Annotated in this window: 16 protein-coding genes; 4 read left to right on the top strand and 12 right to left on the bottom strand. The window is 71.4% G+C overall.

Going from position 1 to position 17292, the window contains the following annotated elements:
• Positions 1-165 precede the first annotated feature (165 nt).
• The 4 genes from ACLQ26_RS17660 to ACLQ26_RS17645 form a co-directional block, all read right to left on the bottom strand.
• Positions 166-759: a GTP-binding protein gene (locus ACLQ26_RS17660; RefSeq protein ID WP_007455465.1), complete on the bottom strand. Its 594-nt coding sequence runs from the start codon at positions 757-759 to the stop codon at positions 166-168.
• A gap of 1 nt (position 760) precedes the next feature.
• Positions 761-1135 carry a DUF742 domain-containing protein gene (locus ACLQ26_RS17655; protein WP_354817333.1) on the bottom strand — a complete coding sequence of 125 codons (375 nt, stop codon included), beginning with the start codon at positions 1133-1135 and terminating at the stop codon, positions 761-763.
• Positions 1136-1233: 98 nt separating this feature from the next.
• On the bottom strand, positions 1234-1638 hold the full coding sequence (locus tag ACLQ26_RS17650) for a roadblock/LC7 domain-containing protein (RefSeq protein ID WP_007455462.1): 405 nt from the start codon (positions 1636-1638) through the stop codon (positions 1234-1236).
• Entirely contained in the window at positions 1635-5279 is a 3645-nt protein-coding gene (locus ACLQ26_RS17645; RefSeq protein ID WP_425745429.1) for a nitrate- and nitrite sensing domain-containing protein, read from the bottom strand. Before ACLQ26_RS17645 ends, ACLQ26_RS17650 begins: the two co-directional genes overlap by 4 nt.
• 502 nt (positions 5280-5781) lie before the next feature.
• Here ACLQ26_RS17645 and ACLQ26_RS17640 point away from each other — a divergent pair.
• Entirely contained in the window at positions 5782-6075 is a 294-nt protein-coding gene (locus tag ACLQ26_RS17640) for a hypothetical protein (protein ID WP_363678352.1), read from the top strand.
• Positions 6076-6077: 2 nt separating this feature from the next.
• On the opposite strand, the gene ACLQ26_RS17635 is transcribed toward ACLQ26_RS17640, so the two are convergent.
• Both ACLQ26_RS17635 and ACLQ26_RS17630 read right to left on the bottom strand, forming a co-directional pair.
• Positions 6078-7151 carry an adenosine deaminase gene (locus ACLQ26_RS17635; protein WP_425745428.1) on the bottom strand — a complete coding sequence of 358 codons (1074 nt, stop codon included), beginning with the start codon at positions 7149-7151 and terminating at the stop codon, positions 6078-6080.
• Between the two features lie 52 nt (positions 7152-7203).
• The gene (locus tag ACLQ26_RS17630; RefSeq protein WP_425745427.1) at positions 7204-7617 is read right to left on the bottom strand and encodes a PPOX class F420-dependent oxidoreductase; all 414 of its coding nucleotides are present in this window, start codon (positions 7615-7617) and stop codon (positions 7204-7206) included.
• A 109-nt stretch (positions 7618-7726) separates the two neighbouring features.
• Here ACLQ26_RS17630 and ACLQ26_RS17625 point away from each other — a divergent pair, with 109 nt between their 5' ends.
• The gene (locus tag ACLQ26_RS17625; RefSeq protein WP_425745426.1) at positions 7727-8224 is read left to right on the top strand and encodes a MarR family winged helix-turn-helix transcriptional regulator; all 498 of its coding nucleotides are present in this window, start codon (positions 7727-7729) and stop codon (positions 8222-8224) included.
• 1 nt (position 8225) lies between these two features.
• Positions 8226-9074, top strand: coding sequence for a putative RNA methyltransferase (locus ACLQ26_RS17620; RefSeq protein ID WP_425745425.1), 849 nt, complete (start codon positions 8226-8228; stop codon positions 9072-9074).
• Between the two features lie 3 nt (positions 9075-9077).
• Here the strand turns inward: ACLQ26_RS17620 and ACLQ26_RS17615 are convergent, their stop codons facing one another.
• The 3 genes from ACLQ26_RS17615 to ACLQ26_RS17605 form a co-directional block, all read right to left on the bottom strand.
• On the bottom strand, positions 9078-9758 hold the full coding sequence (locus ACLQ26_RS17615) for a DUF4272 domain-containing protein (protein WP_393293363.1): 681 nt from the start codon (positions 9756-9758) through the stop codon (positions 9078-9080).
• A gap of 111 nt (positions 9759-9869) precedes the next feature.
• Positions 9870-11150 (bottom strand): thymidine phosphorylase, encoded by a 1281-nt coding sequence (locus ACLQ26_RS17610; RefSeq protein ID WP_425745424.1) that lies wholly within the window; start codon positions 11148-11150, stop codon positions 9870-9872.
• Positions 11151-11290: 140 nt separating this feature from the next.
• Entirely contained in the window at positions 11291-11995 is a 705-nt protein-coding gene (locus ACLQ26_RS17605) for a cytidine deaminase (RefSeq protein ID WP_425745423.1), read from the bottom strand.
• Positions 11996-12381: 386 nt separating this feature from the next.
• Between ACLQ26_RS17605 and ACLQ26_RS17600 the strand changes: the two genes are divergently transcribed.
• A complete protein-coding gene (locus ACLQ26_RS17600; RefSeq protein WP_425745422.1) occupies positions 12382-12888 on the top strand; it encodes a nitroreductase/quinone reductase family protein in 507 nt (168 codons plus the stop codon).
• A gap of 58 nt (positions 12889-12946) precedes the next feature.
• Here the strand turns inward: ACLQ26_RS17600 and ACLQ26_RS17595 are convergent, their stop codons facing one another.
• The 3 genes from ACLQ26_RS17595 to ACLQ26_RS17585 are packed head-to-tail and all read right to left on the bottom strand — an operon-like array spanning position 12947 to position 17286.
• Positions 12947-14227, bottom strand: a complete 1281-nt coding sequence (locus ACLQ26_RS17595; RefSeq protein ID WP_425745421.1) for an ABC transporter permease — start codon at positions 14225-14227, stop codon at positions 12947-12949.
• Between the two features lie 3 nt (positions 14228-14230).
• A complete protein-coding gene (locus tag ACLQ26_RS17590; RefSeq protein WP_425745420.1) occupies positions 14231-15583 on the bottom strand; it encodes an ABC transporter permease in 1353 nt (450 codons plus the stop codon).
• A complete protein-coding gene (locus tag ACLQ26_RS17585; protein ID WP_425745419.1) occupies positions 15580-17286 on the bottom strand; it encodes an ABC transporter ATP-binding protein in 1707 nt (568 codons plus the stop codon). The genes ACLQ26_RS17590 and ACLQ26_RS17585 overlap by 4 nt, the downstream gene beginning before the upstream one ends.
• Positions 17287-17292 lie beyond the last annotated feature (6 nt).

Here is a 17292-nt window from a genome sequence, read left to right as displayed (position 1 = left end):
CGGCGCACGTACGGGCTACCGGTCCGGCGCCAACGCAAGAGATCTTGGAAGGAAACCGCCCTCGGAGGGGCCGTCGCCTTCCAAGATCTCTGGGGCGTGGGGCGGCGGACAGCATTCAGCGCCCGGTGGCGGCCGGAGCCACCACCGGGCGCGAGAGCGTCCCGATCAGGCCGGGGCGACGGCGCGCGTACGGCGCATGGTGAGCACGTACTCGACAAGCGAGATCAGCACGTGCTTCGTCGACTCCCGGTTACGGGCGTCGCAGGCCACCACCGGCACGTCGCTCGAGATCGCCAAGGCGTCCCGGACGTCCTGCGGGTCGTGGTACTGCATTCCGTCGAAGCAGTTGATGGCCACCAGGTACGGCAGCCGCCGGTGCTCGAAGAAGTCGATCGCCGCGAAGCAGTCGGCCAGCCGGCGGGTGTCCACCAGCACGACCGCGCCGATCGCGCCCCGCACCAGTTCGTCCCACATGAACCAGAATCGGGTCTGACCCGGCGTACCGAACAGGTACAGGATCAGGTCACGGTCGATCGAGATCCGGCCGAAGTCCATGGCCACCGTGGTCGTCGTCTTGCCCGGCACCTGCCGGGTGTCGTCGACGCCCACGCCGGCGGAGGTCATGATGGCCTCGGTGGTCAGCGGCGTGATCTCCGAGACCGAGCCGACCAGCGTCGTCTTACCGACGCCGAATCCACCGGCGATAACGATCTTCGCCGACGTCACGCGCCCACTCGGGTTCGGTGGGCGGTGCGACATGTCAGAGCCTGCGAAGTCCACTCAGCACCCTCTCCAGCAGTTCAGTGCCCACCGCGTCGTCGGAGTCGTCCAGGATGGTCGGCTCGTGGACCGCGACCAGGCCGTCCGTCGCCATGTCGGCGATGAGCACCCGGGCCACACCGAGCGGTAGCTGCATCCGCGCCGCGATCTCGGCGAGCGACTGCACGCGTCCGTCACACAGTGCGGCGATGTACTGGTGTTCGCGGCCGCCGCCGTTGCCATTGGCAGCGGCCCGACCGCGCACCGTCGTCTCGACGAGCGCCTCCAGCGCGATGTCGAGCCGGGGACGGGTTCGACCACGGGTCACGGCGTATGGACGGACCAACGCTCCGGTCGGTTCGTCACGATCGGCCATGTCGCCGCTCACCTCCTTCGCACCCCGTACCGGCTCCCACCGGTGGAACTCGTCGTTCTTGTCGTTTCAGTTGCGCCGACCGCACGATCGGCGAGGCGTCAGCCCAGCATGCCCGCGGCCGCACGCGGCTGCGGGGTCAGGGCGTCGCCCACCCGGTCGACCAGGAGCGCCATCTCGTAACCAACCTGCCCGACGTCGGAGCTGCGGGCCGCCAGCACGGCGAAGGACGAACCGTCCGAGATGGACATCAGGAACAGGAAGCCATTGTCCATCTCCACGACGGTCTGGAGCACCGCGCCTCCCTCGAAGCAGCGGGCCGCCCCCTGGGTCAGGCTGACCAGACCGGACGCGATCGCGGCGAGCTGGTCGGCCCGGTCCCGCGGCAGATCCCGTGACGACGCGAGAAGCAGGCCGTCCGCCGAGACGGCGACCGCATGTGCGACACCGGGCACCCGGTCGGCGAAGTTGGCAAGCAGCCAACCAAGATCCTGCGTAGTTGTCATCCTTCTTGCTCCTTCTGCCCGCTCCCGGCCGCTGAGCCTGAGCCAGACTGCGAGGATTGCTGCCCTCCCGGAGTCGCCTCCGGGCTGGTCGGGTTGTCCGAGGTGCTACGCCCTCGCTGCACGCCCCGGTGGTAGGCGGAGAGCAGGCCACGGACCGCCTCCGGGGATCGCCGCTGGACCGAGGTGGCGGGCTTCTCCACCGCGCCCGGCACCAGCTGCGCCATCGGCTTGCGCTTCGGCAGACCGGTCGTGGTGGTCTCGTTCACCGGCACGGCGGTGGCCGCTGCGGAGGCGGCACGCCAGCCGTCGTCGGCGGCGGTCTGCCAGCCGTTGGTCTGCGATTGGGGCCGGCGGTTCGGCAGGCTCTCGGCGAGGCCGGGGCGTGTGCCCCCGTTCGCTGTCGACCCGTTGTCCCGCGGCGCTCCTCCGGCCGTCGGAGTGTCTGCCATCGGCGTGTTACCTGTCGTCCCGGGTGCTGTCTTGTGGACTGCCCGACCGGTGGCCTCGACCGTCGCGAACTGCTGGGTCGCGTCACCGCCACCGCCGTTCGCACCGCCACCGCCGTTCGCCGCCGGCTTGTCGGCGGCTGCGGGCTCGTCCGAACCCGAACGGCGGGTACGGAACCAGGCGGACTCGAGCTCCCGGAAGATCGGCAGCTCCATGGTCTCGTCCGCGTACCGCTGGCGGTTCTGGGCCTGCGGCTGCTGCGGTGCCGGGCGGGTCTGCGCCGGCGGCGGCGACACCTGGGCCTGCGGGCCCTGAGCCTGCGGGGCTCGGGTCTGCGGAGCCTGGGGCGCCGGCGGTTGGGCCGCGGTGCTCGGCTGGTCGCCGGGGCGCGGTATCCGGGGCAGCTCCGTCGTCATGTCCAGAGCGGCGGCGAGCCGCTCGGGCACCGGCGGGGTCTGCGTGTCGCGCTCGCCACTGGGCACCGGCGGCCAGGCCGGCGGTGCCGGGGCGCTGGGCGCCGGGGCGGGCGGGGCGGACCGGGGCGTGAAGCCGCTGAACGACTGGCCGGAGGCCGGCGGCGCCGAGTACGGCTGAGCCGACGCCGGAGAGGCCGAGACCGGCGACGCGGACACCGGCGGACCACCGTACGGCTGACCGGAGGCCGGAGCGGCGGACACCGGCGGACCGCCGTACGGCGCACCCGAGTAGGGCTGACCGGAGTACGGCTGACCGGACGCCGGCGAGGCGGAGACCGGCGCACCGGAGTACGGCTGCGCGGAGACCGGCGGCGCGGAGTACGGGTGCGCCTCCGGGCTGCTGGGCAACTGCCGGGGGATGGTCGGCTGCTGGCCGGTGGTCGTCGGCTCGTCGCCGGCCCGGCGCTGCGGCAGCGGGTCGATGGACTGGCCGTTGGCCGTCCGGGGCGTGAACCCGTCGCCGCCGTTGACCCCGTTGCTGGCGCTCGCGCCGGTCAGGTCCGACCAGGCGGGCATCGAACGGTACGCGCCGGTGTTGGCGGGCGTGCCGGCGCCGTTGCGCGAAGCCGGGTCGAACGGCCGACCGCCCAGGGTGACCTGGTTGCCGGACTCGCTGGGGCGGGGACCGTTACCCAGCGCGGGCAGGGCGCCGAGGGCGGGCGGGGGCCCGCCGTGCTGCGGGCCGGCGGCGGGCAGGGCCGGCGGCTGCTGCTGCCGACCGGACAGCGCCCGGGGCACCAGCACCGAGGTCGGCAGCGTCACGTCGGCGACCGTGCCACGGTCGGCGCCGGGGCGCAGCTCGACGCGGACCCCGTGCCGCGACGCCAGACGGGCGACCACGACCAGGCCCATCATCCGGGACACGGCGACATCCACCTGCGGCGGCGTCGCGAGCTTGTCGTTGAGCTCGTGCAGCTGCTCGCGGCTGATGCCGATGCCGCGGTCCTCCACGTAGAGCGAGGCGCGGTCGCCGACCCGGCGGGCCTCGACCATGACCTGCGAGTCCGGAGGGGAGAACGCGGTGGCGTTGTCGAACAGCTCGGCGACGAGGTGCACCAGGTCGTTGACCGCGTGCGCGGCGACCTCGATGTCCCGGTCGATGACCCCGAACTCGATGCGGGTGTAGTGCTCGACCTCGGACTGCGCGGCGCGCAGCACGTCGATGAGCGCGGCCGGCTCGCGCTGCACGCGGGTGGAGTCGGCGCCCGCGAGCACGAGCAGGTTCTCGTCGTTGCGGCGCATCCGGGTGGCCAGGTGGTCGAGCTGGAACAGCTCGGCCAGCCGGTCCGGGTCCTCCTCGCCGCGCTCCAACCGGTCGAGGTGACCGATGAGGCGGTCGACCAGGATCTGCGAACGGCGGGCCAGGTTGACGAACATGGTCGCGACGGAGGCACGCAGGGCAGCCTGCTCGGCGGCCGTCCGGACGGCTTCCAGGTGGACGGCGTTGAACGCCTCGGTCACCTGGCCGAACTCGTCCTTGCTGCGGACCGGCAACGGCTCGGCGATCTGGTTGGCCAACTGCACGGGCGAGAGCTGCCCGACGACCTGCGGGTCACGGAGTCGGGCGACCGCCTGCGGCAGCCCGTACTGGGCGATGGAGAGGGCGCCCTGGCGCAGTTCACGCAGGGAGCGGGCCATCGAGCGGGCGACCAGGTACGCGAAGAGGATGGCCAGCAGCAGCATGCTGAGCAGCAGGCCGGTCTCCAGGAACACCTGACGCTGAACGTCCGAGCGCAGGTTGTCGGCCTCGTTGACCACGTCGCCGTCGAGCTTGGTCTCGACGGTGCGGATCAGCTTGGCGTTGGCCGTCATGGCCGAATCCCACTGGTCCGGGCCGAACGGGGCGCCGCGCATGTCGCCGTTGGTGTTGCCGTCGATCCAGCCGACGTAGTTCTGCGCTTGGCGGCGATCGCCACCGGCGACCGTCTGGTCGTGGAACTTCGCCTCGTCCGGGGTGGCGACGGCCTTGAAGCTCTGCAGCGCCTGCTGCTGGCCGGTGCCACTGGCGATGTAGTCGGTGCGCAGCGCCGGCGTCAGCCGCTGCCCGCCCTGCACGCCCAGTGCGCGGTGCACGACGACCCGGCGGACGGCGAGGAACTCCTTCTCCCGGGCGACAGCCGCGGCGGCGCGCATCCGGTCGCTCAGGTCGCTGTTGCCGGCGAGCTGGGTGGCCGAGTCACGGATGGCGAGCAGGTCGTTGATCAGACCCTCGTACTGCTGGAGGGCGTCGGCGAGCCTGAGCTTGCCGTTGAACACCTGGCTGCGGGTGCCCGGCAGCTCCTGCAGGTTCTGGTCGATGCTGTCGAGCAGACCCTCAAGGCTGCCCGGCAGGTCCTCGATCTCACCGCGCTGCTGCCGGTACGGGCCCGTCCGCTGGTCGACCCGGGAGTTCACCCGGTTGTAGGCCTCCTGGTACTGCGCCTTCGGCTGCGTCCCGGTGGCCTGCAACAGCAGCACGGCGGTGGTCCGCTCGTCCTGCAGCGTGTCGACCAGGTCACCCGAGTAGCTCGACAGGTTGGCCAGGTCGCCGGCTCGGTTGGCATTGTTGAGCGTCTCCAGGTGGTCGACGAGACCACTGGTGCCCACGACGACCGTGGCGATGGTCGGCACGATCATGATGAGACCGAGCTTGGACCAGATCGGCATGTCCCGGAGCCGGCTGGCCGGCCGGCGCAGCCGCGACAGGAAGGAGCCCGCCGTCTTTGGCCGTTTGCTCACGTCACCGCCCTCGCGATTACAGCTTGAACGCGTTGCCCCGGGCAACGCCCAGCGACCGACCCGGCGGGTCGGACCCCCGAGATTCCATCACGCCGGTCGACAAGAAGAAAGCCCAGGTTGTCACCGGCCGGGAGTGTGATGAGATGTTGATGCGATTTGATAGCAGTCCGTCTGGCCGGAGTAACTGAAGGTAATGGAACATCCCCACCGCGTTGTCCTGCTCGCCGGCCCCTCAGGCTCCGGAAAGTCGTACATAGCGCAGCAAACAGGCTTGCCGGTGCTGTGTTTGGACGACTTCTACAAAGACGGCGATGACCCTACGTTGCCGCTACGAAACGGCCAGGTCGATTGGGAGTCGCCGCTGTCCTGGGACGCCCTGACCGCCGTCGAAACGATTGCTCGACTTGCCCGCGAGGGCCGTGCCGATGTGCCGGTTTATGCGATCGGCGCGGATCGACGGGTGGCCACCCGGCCATTTGATGTCGACGGATCGCCACTTTTCGTGGCCGAAGGGATTTTCGCCGCCGAGATCGTCGAGGAGTGCCGCAGCCGTGGCCTGCTCGCCGGGGCGTACGCGCTGCGCCGCCCGCGCGGGGCGACCTTCCTGCGCCGGCTGGCCCGCGACCTGGCCGAGCAGCGCAAGGCGCCCCGGGTGCTGGTCCGACGTGGCGTGGCCCTGCTGCGGGCGGAGCCGGCGGTGCTGCGCCGGCAGACCGGGCTGGGTGCCGAGGCCGCCCGAGCCCGGGAGGTGCTGCGTCGGGTGGCCGGCCTGCTCGCCGGCCACCCGCACGGCTGAACTCAGGCCAGCAACTCCGCGTACGCCGGCTTGATCACCTCGTCGATGATCCGCAGTCGCTCGTCGAACGGGATGAAGGCGCTCTTCATCGCGTTGATGGTGAACCACTGCAACTCGCGCCAGCCGTAGCCGAACGTCTCCACCAGCAGCGACATCTCCCGGGACATGGAGGTGCCGCTCATGAGCCGGTTGTCGGTGTTGACGGTGGCCCGGAACCGCAGGTCGCGCAGGAGCCCGATCGGATGGTCGGCGATCGAGGCCACCGCGCCGGTCTGCACGTTCGACGAGGGGCACAGCTCCAGCGGGATTCGCTTGTCCCGCACGTACGCGGCCAGTCGGCCGAGCGAGCCGTCGGGGGCGATGTCGTCGACGATCCGTACGCCGTGGCCGAGCCGGTCCGCGCCACACCACTGGATCGCCTGCCAGATCGACGGCAGACCGAACGCCTCACCGGCGTGGATGGTGAAGTGGAAGTTCTCCCGCTGGAGGTATTCGAAGGCGTCCAGGTGACGGGTGGGCGGGAAGCCCGCCTCGGCGCCGGCGATGTCGAAGCCGACCACCCCGGCGTCGCGGTGCCGCACGGCCAGCTCGGCGATCTCCTGCGAGCGCGCCGCGTGCCGCATGGCGGTGAGCAGGGTGCCCACCCGGATGGTCAGGCCGGCCTCGGCCGCCTGGGCGGTGCCCTCGGCGAACCCGGCCAGCACGGCCTCGACCACCTCGTCGAGGCTCAGGTCCCGTTCCAGGTGCTGTTCGGGAGCGAAACGCACCTCGGCGTAGACCACCCCGTCGGCGGCCAGGTCCAGAGCGCACTCGCGCGCCACCCGGCGCAGCGCCGGCGGAGTCTGCATGACCGCCACGGTGTGCGCGAACGTCTCCAGGTACCGCTCCAGCGACCCGGAGTCGGCGGCTTCGACGAACCAGCGTCCGAGCGCCTCCGGATCGGTGGTGGGCAGTTCGTGGCCCACCTCCGCGGCCAGCTCGACGATCGTCGCCGGCCGCAGCCCGCCGTCGAGGTGGTCGTGCAGCAGCGCCTTCGGGACCTTGACGATGTCCTCGTACCGGATAGTTGCGACCATGCTCAGACCCTAGTCAGCGGCCTGGGCCGACCGGTACGGGACCGGCCGGGAGTCACGGCCGCCAGCCGTACACCCTGTGCACGTCGAGGCGGATCACGAGCCGCCCGTCGGCAACCATGGCGGCGCGGTAGTCCGCCCAGTCCGGGTGGTCACCGCGAATCCGCCGGTAGACCTCGACGAGTTCCTCGACCGTGTCGTCGGTGGTGGCCACGGCCGGGTCGGTGAGCGTCACGGTTCCCTCCGCGACCGCGTACGCGCCGCCGTCGGGCGTGGTCACGTGAAAGCTGGCCCGGGGATCGCGGCGCAGGTTGCGCACCTTCGCCCGGTCACCGGTCGTGGAGCAGCGGATCAGCCCCGGCTCGGCCAGGTAGTCGAGGTTGGACAGCTGGGGCCGCCCGTCCCGACGCAGGGTGACCAGCACCCCGCGCCCCCGCTTACCGAACAGCTCCCACAGTCGGTCACTCACTGCGGCACCCGCGAGGCCGTTGTCCGGATCGTCCGGGAGAATTTGTTGACATGTCATCTAAACTAGAGGCAGATCGATGACATGTCAACGAAAGCACTAGACTCGACGTATGGACGCGGCCCGGTGGTTGGACGAACGGGAGGAGCGCGCCTGGCGCGGCTACCGCCGGATGCGTCGACTGCTCGACCTGGAGCTGGCCCGGGAGCTGACCCAGGACGCCGGCCTCTCCGAGCCGGACTACGACGTGCTGTCCGACCTCTCCGAGACACCCCGGGGGCGTCTGCGCCTCAGCGAGCTGGCGGACAGGATGCTGTGGTCACGTAGCCGCCTCTCCCACCACCTGAGCCGGATGCAGCAGCGCGGCCTGGTGACCCGCGAGGAGTGCGCCGACGATGCCCGCGGTTCGATCGTCGTGCTCACCCCGGCGGGCCGGCGGGCCATCGAGGCCGCCGCCCCCGGTCACGTGGCCGCCGTCCGACGGCACCTGATCGACCTGCTCACCCCGTCGGAGGTCGACGCCCTCGGCGCGCTCACCCACCGGGTGGTCGACCACCTCGCCGATCCGGGCCTCCGGGCGTCCCGGCCGCAGCCCGCAACGGAGGCCTGACGTGGATCCCCGCATCCTCGACCGGCTGCGCTGCCCGGTCTGCGGCGACCCACTGGGGCAGGCCACCGACACGAGGGCGCTGCGCTGTCCGCGCCGACACAGCTTCGACGTCGCCCGCCAGGGCTACGTCAACCTGCTCACCGGCCGAGCCCCGCACGTCGGTGACACCGCCGAGATGGTGGCCGCCCGGGCGGACTTCCTCGCCGCCGGGCACTACGACGTCATCTCGGCCGCTTTGGCCGAGGCGGCGGCGCAGGCGGTGGCGGGCTTTGACGCGTACCCCCTGGTGGTGGATGCCGGCGCGGGCACCGGCAGCTACCTCGGCGCGGTGCTGGCGGCGCTGCCGGACGCCGTGGGTCTGGCCCTGGACGTGTCCAAGCCGGCGCTGCGCCGCGCGGCCCGCGTCCATCCCCGGGCCGCCGCGGCGCTCGCCGACACCTGGCAACGGCTGCCCCTCGCGGACGGCTCGACAGCAGTGCTGCTGAACGTGTTCGCCCCGCGCAACGGCGCCGAGTTCCACCGGGTGCTCGACCCGGCCGGCACGCTGCTCGTGGTGACACCAGCCGCCGACCACCTCGACGAACTGGTGGACGCCCTCGACCTGCTGCGGGTGGACCCGGACAAGGCCGACCGGGTGGCCGCCAGCCTCGGCGGGCACTTCACGCCGGTCGGCTCGTCGGTGCACCGCGCGGAGCTGGCCCTGACCCGGCCGGAGATCGCCACGCTGGTCGGGATGGGCCCGAGCGCCTGGCACACCGACCCGACAGCCCTCGCCGAACGGCTCGCCGCGCTGCCCGAGCCGATCCGGGTGCGCGTGGCGGTCCAGCTGGACGCCTACCGACCGAGCTGAGGCTCAGGTGGAGAGGTCGACCTCTTCCCAGCCCGGCGGCTCGTCGTGGTACGGCCCGCGCAGGATCACCGCCCACTCCAGCGCCCACCGCCGCTGCCCGATCGCGTTCGCGTCGACCAGGCCCGGCGCCCGCCGGCCGCCGCGCTCGGTCTCCAGGTAGGCCCAGTCCAGGCAGTAGTGCAGATCGAGCAGGGCCGCCGCGTCGGCCGGGTGCTGCGGCGCGGCGAGGATCCGGGACTGCCAGCGCGGAAAGGTCTCCCCCTCGGCGATGTGCGGCAGCCGCTCGACCAGCCGCTCGTCCACCGCCAGGGTGGGATCGAGCTGTTTGCTCAGCCCCAGCACCCAGGCCAGCGCGAAGAGCGCGTCGTGGTGCAGCACGAACGACCGGTGGTCGCCCTTGCCGCCCATCACGAACTGCCACTCGGGCGGGGTGACCATCTCGACCAGGTGCGAGCCGAGCAGCCAGCTCATCGCCGCCTGCGGGGGCATCCCGAAGCAGCGGGCCAGGATGAGGTGCAGCACGGCGATCCGCGCCTCGATCTCCGCCCGAGGGCGCAGCTCGATCGCGTCACCCGGCTCCCACACGAGCGGGAACTGTGCCGGTGGCAGCGGAAGCCCGAGCCGGGACAACTCGTCCAGGCTCGCCTCGCGCACCTCGCGCGGGTCGGGGGCAGGTACGGTCACGGGGCAACTTCCTGTCTGCTCGCGACGGCTCAAGGCCGGCGGTCCCCCCTTGGCCTGCGAGAATAGCGCTCCCAGGTGACGAGCACCACGCCGCCCCGACCCCCGCCCCGGTCAGCCGATCCGCTCGATGACCAGCGGCGTCGTGGTTGGCGCGGTAGGTGCAATGTGCACCGCGCGACTTGCCTCCGCCAGGGCCGCCGGAATCCGCGACGGGTCCTCGGCGCGCAGCTCGTAGAGGGCGTCACCGGCCCGCACCGGATCGCCGGGCCGCTTGTGCAACACCACCCCGGCCGGCACGCTCACCGGGTCCTCCTTGCGGGCCCGACCCGCGCCGAGCCGCCAGGCCGCAACCCCCATGGCGTACGCGTCGACGGCCGCGACGTGCCCGTCCCGCTCGGCGTGGACCACCTCGACCTCCGGCGCGGCCGGCATCGGCGCGTCCGGGTCGCCGCCCTGCGCGCGGATCATCGCCCGCCACGAGTCCATGGCCCGGCCGTCGCGCAGGGCCGCCTCCGGGTCGGCGTCCGGCAGGCCGGCGGCGTCGAGCATCTCCCGGGCCAGGGCGAGCGTCAGCTCCACCACGTCGGCCGGCCCACCTCCGGCCAGCACCTCGACCGACTCGGTCACCTCGACCGCGTTGCCGATGGCCAGGCCGAGCGGGGTGGACATGTCGGTGAGCAGGGCGACCGTCCGCACGCCGTGCGCACCGCCCAGCTCGACCATCGTGCGGGCCAGCTCGCGGGCCTGGTCGACGGACTTCATGAACGCGCCCGAGCCGACCTTGACGTCGAGGACCAGCGCGCCGGTGCCCTCGGCGATCTTCTTGCTCATGATCGAGCTGGCGATCAGCGGGATCGCCTCCACGGTGCCTGTCACATCGCGCAACGCGTACAGCTTGCGGTCGGCGGGGGCGAGCCCGGCGCCTGCCGCGCAGATCACCGCGCCGACCTCACCGAGCTGGGCGATGAACTCGTCGTTGCTCAGCGCGGCCCGCCAGCCGGGGATGGACTCCAGCTTGTCAAGCGTGCCGCCGGTGTGCCCGAGGCCGCGCCCGCTGAGCTGCGGAACGGCGGCGCCGCAGGCGGCCACCAGCGGCGTGAGCGGCAGCGTGATCTTGTCGCCCACGCCGCCGGTGGAGTGCTTGTCGACGGTCGGGCGACGTACCGCCGAGAGGTCGAGCCGCTCACCGCTGGCGATCATCGCGGCGGTCCACCGGGCGATCTCCGGCCCGGTCATGCCGTTGAGCAGGATCGCCATGGCCAGCGCCGACATCTGCTCGTCGGCGACGACCCCCCGGGTGTACGCGTCCATCACCCAGTCGATCTGCGCGTCCGACAGCACACCCCCGTCCCGCTTGACCCGAATAACGTCAACAGCAGCAAACCCGCTCACCCTGTGGTTCCTTCTCACGTCGTCGTGCAGATCCAGACCGGCGGCCCGTGACCACGTCGGGGCGGGGGCCGACCGTGCCCGGCGGAGGGATCAAGCCTGACCGCCCGGAGCCGGGCACGGTCGGCCCCCGCCCCCCAACCTCAACCCCAACGAACCGGGATCTCCGCAGGCGGCTCCCCCTCGCCGGCCCAGAAGATCGTCCCGGTCGCGTCGACCACGACCACGCGGGGTGTGCGAGCCATCCCCCAGGTGATCGCCTCGGCCGGATCGTTCCAGCTCGGGGCCTCCTCCAGCACGCCGGTCTCGGCGCCCGCGTCGTCCCCGGCCGACCGCTCCCAGTACGCCGTCCAGACCTGCTGCCCCGCCGACATGTCCGGGTGCACGAAGACCGTGCCACGTCCCCGCCACGCGGCCAGCCGCTCCGGGACCACAGGCAACGGCGTCTCGCCGGTCACCGCCTCCAGGTCCTCCACACCGAAGGCGTGTGGCAGCAGCTCCGCCATCGTGAGCGGGCGGGTCTTCGACTCGATGAGGCAGTCCGGACCACCGTGCTCCCACAGCAGTTGTCGGCACCTGCCGCACGGCATCAGCGGCTCACCCGTGGCGTCGACGCAGGAGAGCGCGACGAGGCGACCGCCACCGGTGGCGTGCAGCGAGGAGACCACTCCACACTCGGCGCAGAGCGTCACCCCGTACGCGGCGTTCTCCACGTTGCAGCCGACCACGATGCGCCCGTCGTCGACAAGCGCGGCCGCGCCGACCGGGAACGTCGAGTACGGCGCGTACGCGTTCCGCATCGCCTCGGTGGCGGCGGCGCGCAGTCGCGCCCAGTCAATGTCGGTCATGCCGGCCATTCTGCCGAAGTAGCCCAGGTCAGAAGCGAGCAGGGCCACCTCCCCGACCCGGCACGGCCCAGCCCGGCGAAGGTGGCCCGCGGCACCGGAGCGTCGTTTCATGATCAAGTGATGAAAGGTAGGTCAGAGACCGCCTTGGCACCTACTTCTCATCACTTGATCACGGTGGGGGCTGGGCCCGGAGGTGCGTCAGCCCTTGATGCACATCGCGCCCAGGTAGGTGGCGAGCTGGTCGGCGAAAGCGAAGAAAGGCGCGCCGGTCGGGCTGAAGGGGACCTTCGACTCTGCATCTCCCGCGTGGGATCGCCAATCCTGAACCCGAGGACCGGCACGTGCGCCCCGAGGGGGATCTGATGGCGAAGTCATGGAATGGGCCGTTGTCCGAGAACGCTGTCCGCGCAATGTACGTGGGTGGCCGCGGTAACGCGGTGGCCCGCCGATTCGCCCGGCTGTGGGCGGCCGTGTACGCCGCTGGCCTGCACCCGAAGCGCTGGGTGACGCTGGAGGTCGCGGGACGCCGTACCGGTCGGCTCACCCGGTTCCCGCTGGGTATGGCCGACTGGCAGGGCGACTGGTATCTGGTGCCGATGTTGGGCGAGAGCTGCAACTGGGTCCGCAACGTGCGTGCGGCCGACGGACTGGTGACCATCCGGCACGGGCGTGCCCGGATCTGCCGTCTGGTCGAGGTGCCGGCCGATGAGCGTGCACCAATCCTCAAGCGGTATCTGGCGACGGTCCCCGGAGCCCGGCCGCACATCCCCGTCGACCGGCACGCACCGCTGGCCGAGTTCGCAGCAATCGCGGCGCAGTACCCCGCGTTCCGGGTCGAAGAGGTGCCCGTGAGCAGCCCGAACGCCCGTGACGAGGGGCCAGTGGGGTCATGACACCGGGCGCAGCCCTGGGCTGTGCCCGACGGGAGTCCCGCCGGGCACGGCTCAGGGGTCAGCCCTTGATGTACGGCTTGCCGTCGGCAGCCGGTGCGCGAACCCGGCCGACCAGGCCGGCGACCGCCAGGATCGTCGCCAGGTAGGGCAGCATGGCCAGGAACTGGCTGGGAATCGAGCTGTTGATCGCGCCCAGGTAGGTGGCGAGCTGGTCGGCGAAACCGAAGAAGAGCGCGGCGAGCAGCGCTCCGGTCGGGTTCCACCGGCCGAAGATCAGCGCGGCCAGCGCGATGAAGCCCTTGCCGCCGATCATGTTCTTGGTGAACGAGTAGAGCGCCAGCGTGTAGGACGCGCCACCGATGCCCGCGACCACGCCCGCCAGCAGGACGTTGCGGTAGCGCACCCGCAGCACCTTGACGCCGAGCGTGTCGGCGGCGATCGGGTGTTCGCCTACCGACCGGGTACGCAGCCCCCAGCGGGTGCGGAACAGCCCGATGTGGATCACCAGGACCAGGAGCAGGCCGAGGTAGAGGAAGATGTTGCCGCGGAACAGCGCCGGCCCGAGCACCGGGATGTCCTTGAGCAGGGGGATCTCCCAGTTGCTGAAGCGCGGCGCGCTGTTGTACTTCTCCGCGTCGGTCTGCATCAGCCGCTCGTAGAGGAAGCCGGTGACGCCGACCGCGAGCAGGTTCAGCACGATGCCCATGACGACCTGGTCAACCAGGTAGCGGATGGCGAAGACGGCCAGCAGCAGCGAGATGAACGCGCCACCGATGGCGGCGGCGACCAGACCCACCCAGACGTTGCCGGAGATGCTGCCGAACAGGGCGCCGCTGAACGCGCCCATCAGCAACTGCCCCTCGATGGCCACGTTGACCACGCCGGACCGCTCGCAGAGCACCCCGGCGAGCGCACCGAAGATCAGCGGCAGGGCCAGGATGAACGTGCCCCGGATGATGTTGACCAGCGGCATGAAGTTCTGCCCGGTCGGCGCGGCGGAGACCTGCCAGCAGAGGAAGGAGAGCACGAAGCCGACAAGCCCGACGCCGAGCACGGGGAGGAACCAGCGCTTCGGCACTCCGGCGAGCAGCGCCGCGCCTGCGGCGATCGTGATGATCCCGAACAGGATCGCGCCGATCGTGCCGTTGATCTCCAGCGCCGCGCCGGCCGCGTCGTCGCTGAGCGTGAAACGGGCCTGCTGGTCGGTCGCGAGGGCGCCGAAGAGCACCGCCGAGAGCAGGCCGAGGGCCAGCAGCGTGAGGCCGGCCTTGCGGGTCCGGGTCCAGAAGCCCTCGTCGACCCGGGCGACGGCGACGTCGGGGACAGCCATGGTGGACATGCGTTACCAGCCCTTCGCCAGGCTCGTCTGCAACCGGGCGGCCCGTGCGGCCCGGAGCTGGAAGATCGCCTTCACCAGGGCGGGTGCGGCGATGAAGATGACGATCAGCGCCTGGAGCACTGTCACCAACTCCAGCGAGATGCCGGAGTACGACTGCATCCGGTTGCCTCCGGCCTGCAGCGCGCCGAACAGCAGCGCGGCGAGCAGCACGCCCCAGGGCTTCACCCGGCCGAGCAGCGCCACCAGGATGCCGTCGAAGCCGATCTGCGCGACCACCAGCGGGGTCAACGCGCTGGCGGTCGAGCCGAGCACCATGTTCGAGCCGCCCAGACCGGCCAGGATCCCGGAGAACACCATGATCAGGATGTACGTCCGGGTGACGCTGATGCCCGCGGTCCGCGCGGCGTCCGGGTTGGCGCCGACCGCTCGCAGCTCGAAGCCGAGCGTGGACCGGTTGAGCAGCCAGGCGACCGCCCAGGTGGCCAGCACGGCGAGCAGGATGCCGGCGTGCACCCGCAGGTTGTCGCCGAGCAGGCGGGGCAGCTGCGCGGAGGTGTCCACCGCCTTGCTGATCGCGTCGGTCCGCTTCGGGTCCTGCACACCGTTCTGCACGATGAGCCAGGTCAGGAAGTACGTGGCGACGTAGTTGAGCATGATCGTGTTGATCACCTCGTGCGCGCCGGCGCGGGCCTTGAGGATGCCCGGGATGAAGCCCCAGAGGGCCCCGCCCAGAGCGCCCGCCAGCACCGCGACCAGCAGGTGCAGGCCGGGCGGCAGCGGCAGCAGGAAGCCGGCCAGCGCGGCCAGGATCACGCCGATGGTGGCCTGACCCTGCGCGCCGATGTTGAACAGGCCGCCGCGGAAGGCAAGCGCGACCGCCAGGCCGGTGAAGACAAGCGGCGCGGCGTACGTAAGCGTCTCGGAGATCGGCGCGAGCACGGCCTGCCAGCCGTTGCTGCCGTTCACCCAGCCGGAGAACGCCTCGGGGTCGAAGATCGAACCCTTGAACAGGTTCGCGTACGCCTCGCTCACAAGCGTCCAGCTGGAGCTGAAGGCGTCCGACGGTCGGGCGGTGATGTAGGAGTAGGTGTGCAGCACGTCCGGATCAGAAATGATCATCAGCACCGCGCCGACGACGACCGCCAGCACCAGCGACAGCAGGGTCACCGTGAAGGTGTTGGCCGCCCAGAGGTTGTCCAGGAAGAGCCGGCCCAGGGACGGATTCGGCTGCGACTCGGGGGCCTTCGGCACGGTGGTCGTGCCGGCCCGCTCGGTGTTGCCGAGCGCGTTCTGCGCCGCCTGCGCCTCGCTCGCCGGCTCCTTGTCCGGGGAACCCGACTGCGGATTGTCGCTCATGCCTCGTCCTCGCTCGCGGAGCCCGCGTCGCCCGCCGGGCTCCCGTCGTCCACGCCGGGCTCGCCGGCGGCGGGGGTCGCGCCGGCCGCGGCGGCCGCCTCCGGCTGGATGCCGGCCATCAGCAGGCCGATCTCCTCGCGCGGGGTGTCCGGGCCGACGATGCCGATGATCCGTCCGCGGTACATCACCGCGATCCGGTCGGCCAGCCCGACCACCTCGTCGAGTTCGCTGGAGACCACCATGACGGCGGTGCCGATGTCCCGCTCGTGAATGATCTGGCTGTGGATGAACTCGATCGACCCGACGTCCACGCCACGGGTCGGTTGGGCGGCGATGAAGAGCTTCAACGGCCGGGACAGCTCCCGGGCCACGATCACCTTCTGCTGGTTGCCACCGGAGAGGGTGCCCACCGCCGCGTCCGCCGATGACGTGCGGACGTCGAACTGCTCGATCCGCTCCTTCGCCGAGGACGCGATGGCGTCCGGCTTGAGGGCGAGCCCGGCGCCGAACGGTGGCCGGTCGTAGATGTCCAGCACGAGGTTCTCGGCGACGCTGAACTCCTTGACCAGGCCGTCCACGCTGCGGTCCTCGGGGACGTACCCGACGCCGGCGCGGAGCACCTTCTTGGTCGCCCAGCCGTCGATCCGGTCGCCGCCCAGGCTGACCGTGCCGGCGAGCACCGGGCGCAGGCCCATGATCGCCTCGATCAGCTCCGTCTGGCCGTTGCCCTGCACGCCGGCCACACCGAGCACCTCGCCCGCGCGCACGGTCAGGTCCACGCCGTCGACCGCCCGGATCTGCCGGTCGTCGTCGACGACCAGCCCGGCCACCTCCAGCACCGGCTCACCCGGCGTGGCCTGCTCCTTGTCCACGGTGAGCCGCACGCTGCGGCCGACCATCAGCGCGGCCAGTTCGTCCCGGCTGGTCTCCGGCGAGGCCGTGCCGACGGTCTTGCCGCGCCGGATCACCGTGATCCGGTCGGCGATCGCCTTGACCTCGCCGAGCTTGTGGGTGATGAAGACGATCGACTTGCCGGCCGCCTTCAGCGACCGCATGACCGTCAACAACTCCTCGGTCTCCTGGGGGGTGAGCACCGCGGTCGGCTCGTCCAGGATGAGCAGGTCGACGTCGCGGGTGAGCGCCTTGACGATCTCGACGCGCTGCTGGATGCCGACCGGCAGGTCCTCGATCACCGCGTCCGGGTCGACCCGCAGGTTGTAGCGCTCGGACACCTCGGTGACCTCGCGCCGGGCGCGCCGCCGGTCCAGGAAACCGGCGATGCCGCCCCGAACCTGCTCGGCCCCGAGCATGATGTTCTCGGCCACGGTGAAGACCGGCACCAGCATGAAGTGCTGGTGCACCATGCCGATCCCGGCCCCGATGGCATCGGACGGGCCCTTCAGCTTCAGCGGCGTGCCGTCGACCAGGATCTCGCCCTCGTCGGGCTGGTAGAGCCCGTAGAGCACGTTCATCAGGGTCGACTTGCCCGCGCCGTTCTCGCCGAGCAGGGCGTGGATCTCTCCAGGCTCCACCGTCAGATCGATGTGGTCGTTGGCGACCAGATCACCGAACCGCTTGGTGATGCCGCGCAGTTCGAGTCTCAGCGCAACCTCCTGGAGTGCGAGCGATGGTGCAGCGTAGCTGCCGGTCGACCGGGCCGGACCAGGCCGGTCACCGTGGCGCGCGATCGGCCGCTCCGGCACCCCGGG

This window comes from Micromonospora sp. DT43, from assembly GCF_049841645.1.
Lineage (GTDB): Bacteria > Actinomycetota > Actinomycetes > Mycobacteriales > Micromonosporaceae > Micromonospora.
This window is presented reverse-complemented; position numbering and strand designations above follow the sequence as displayed.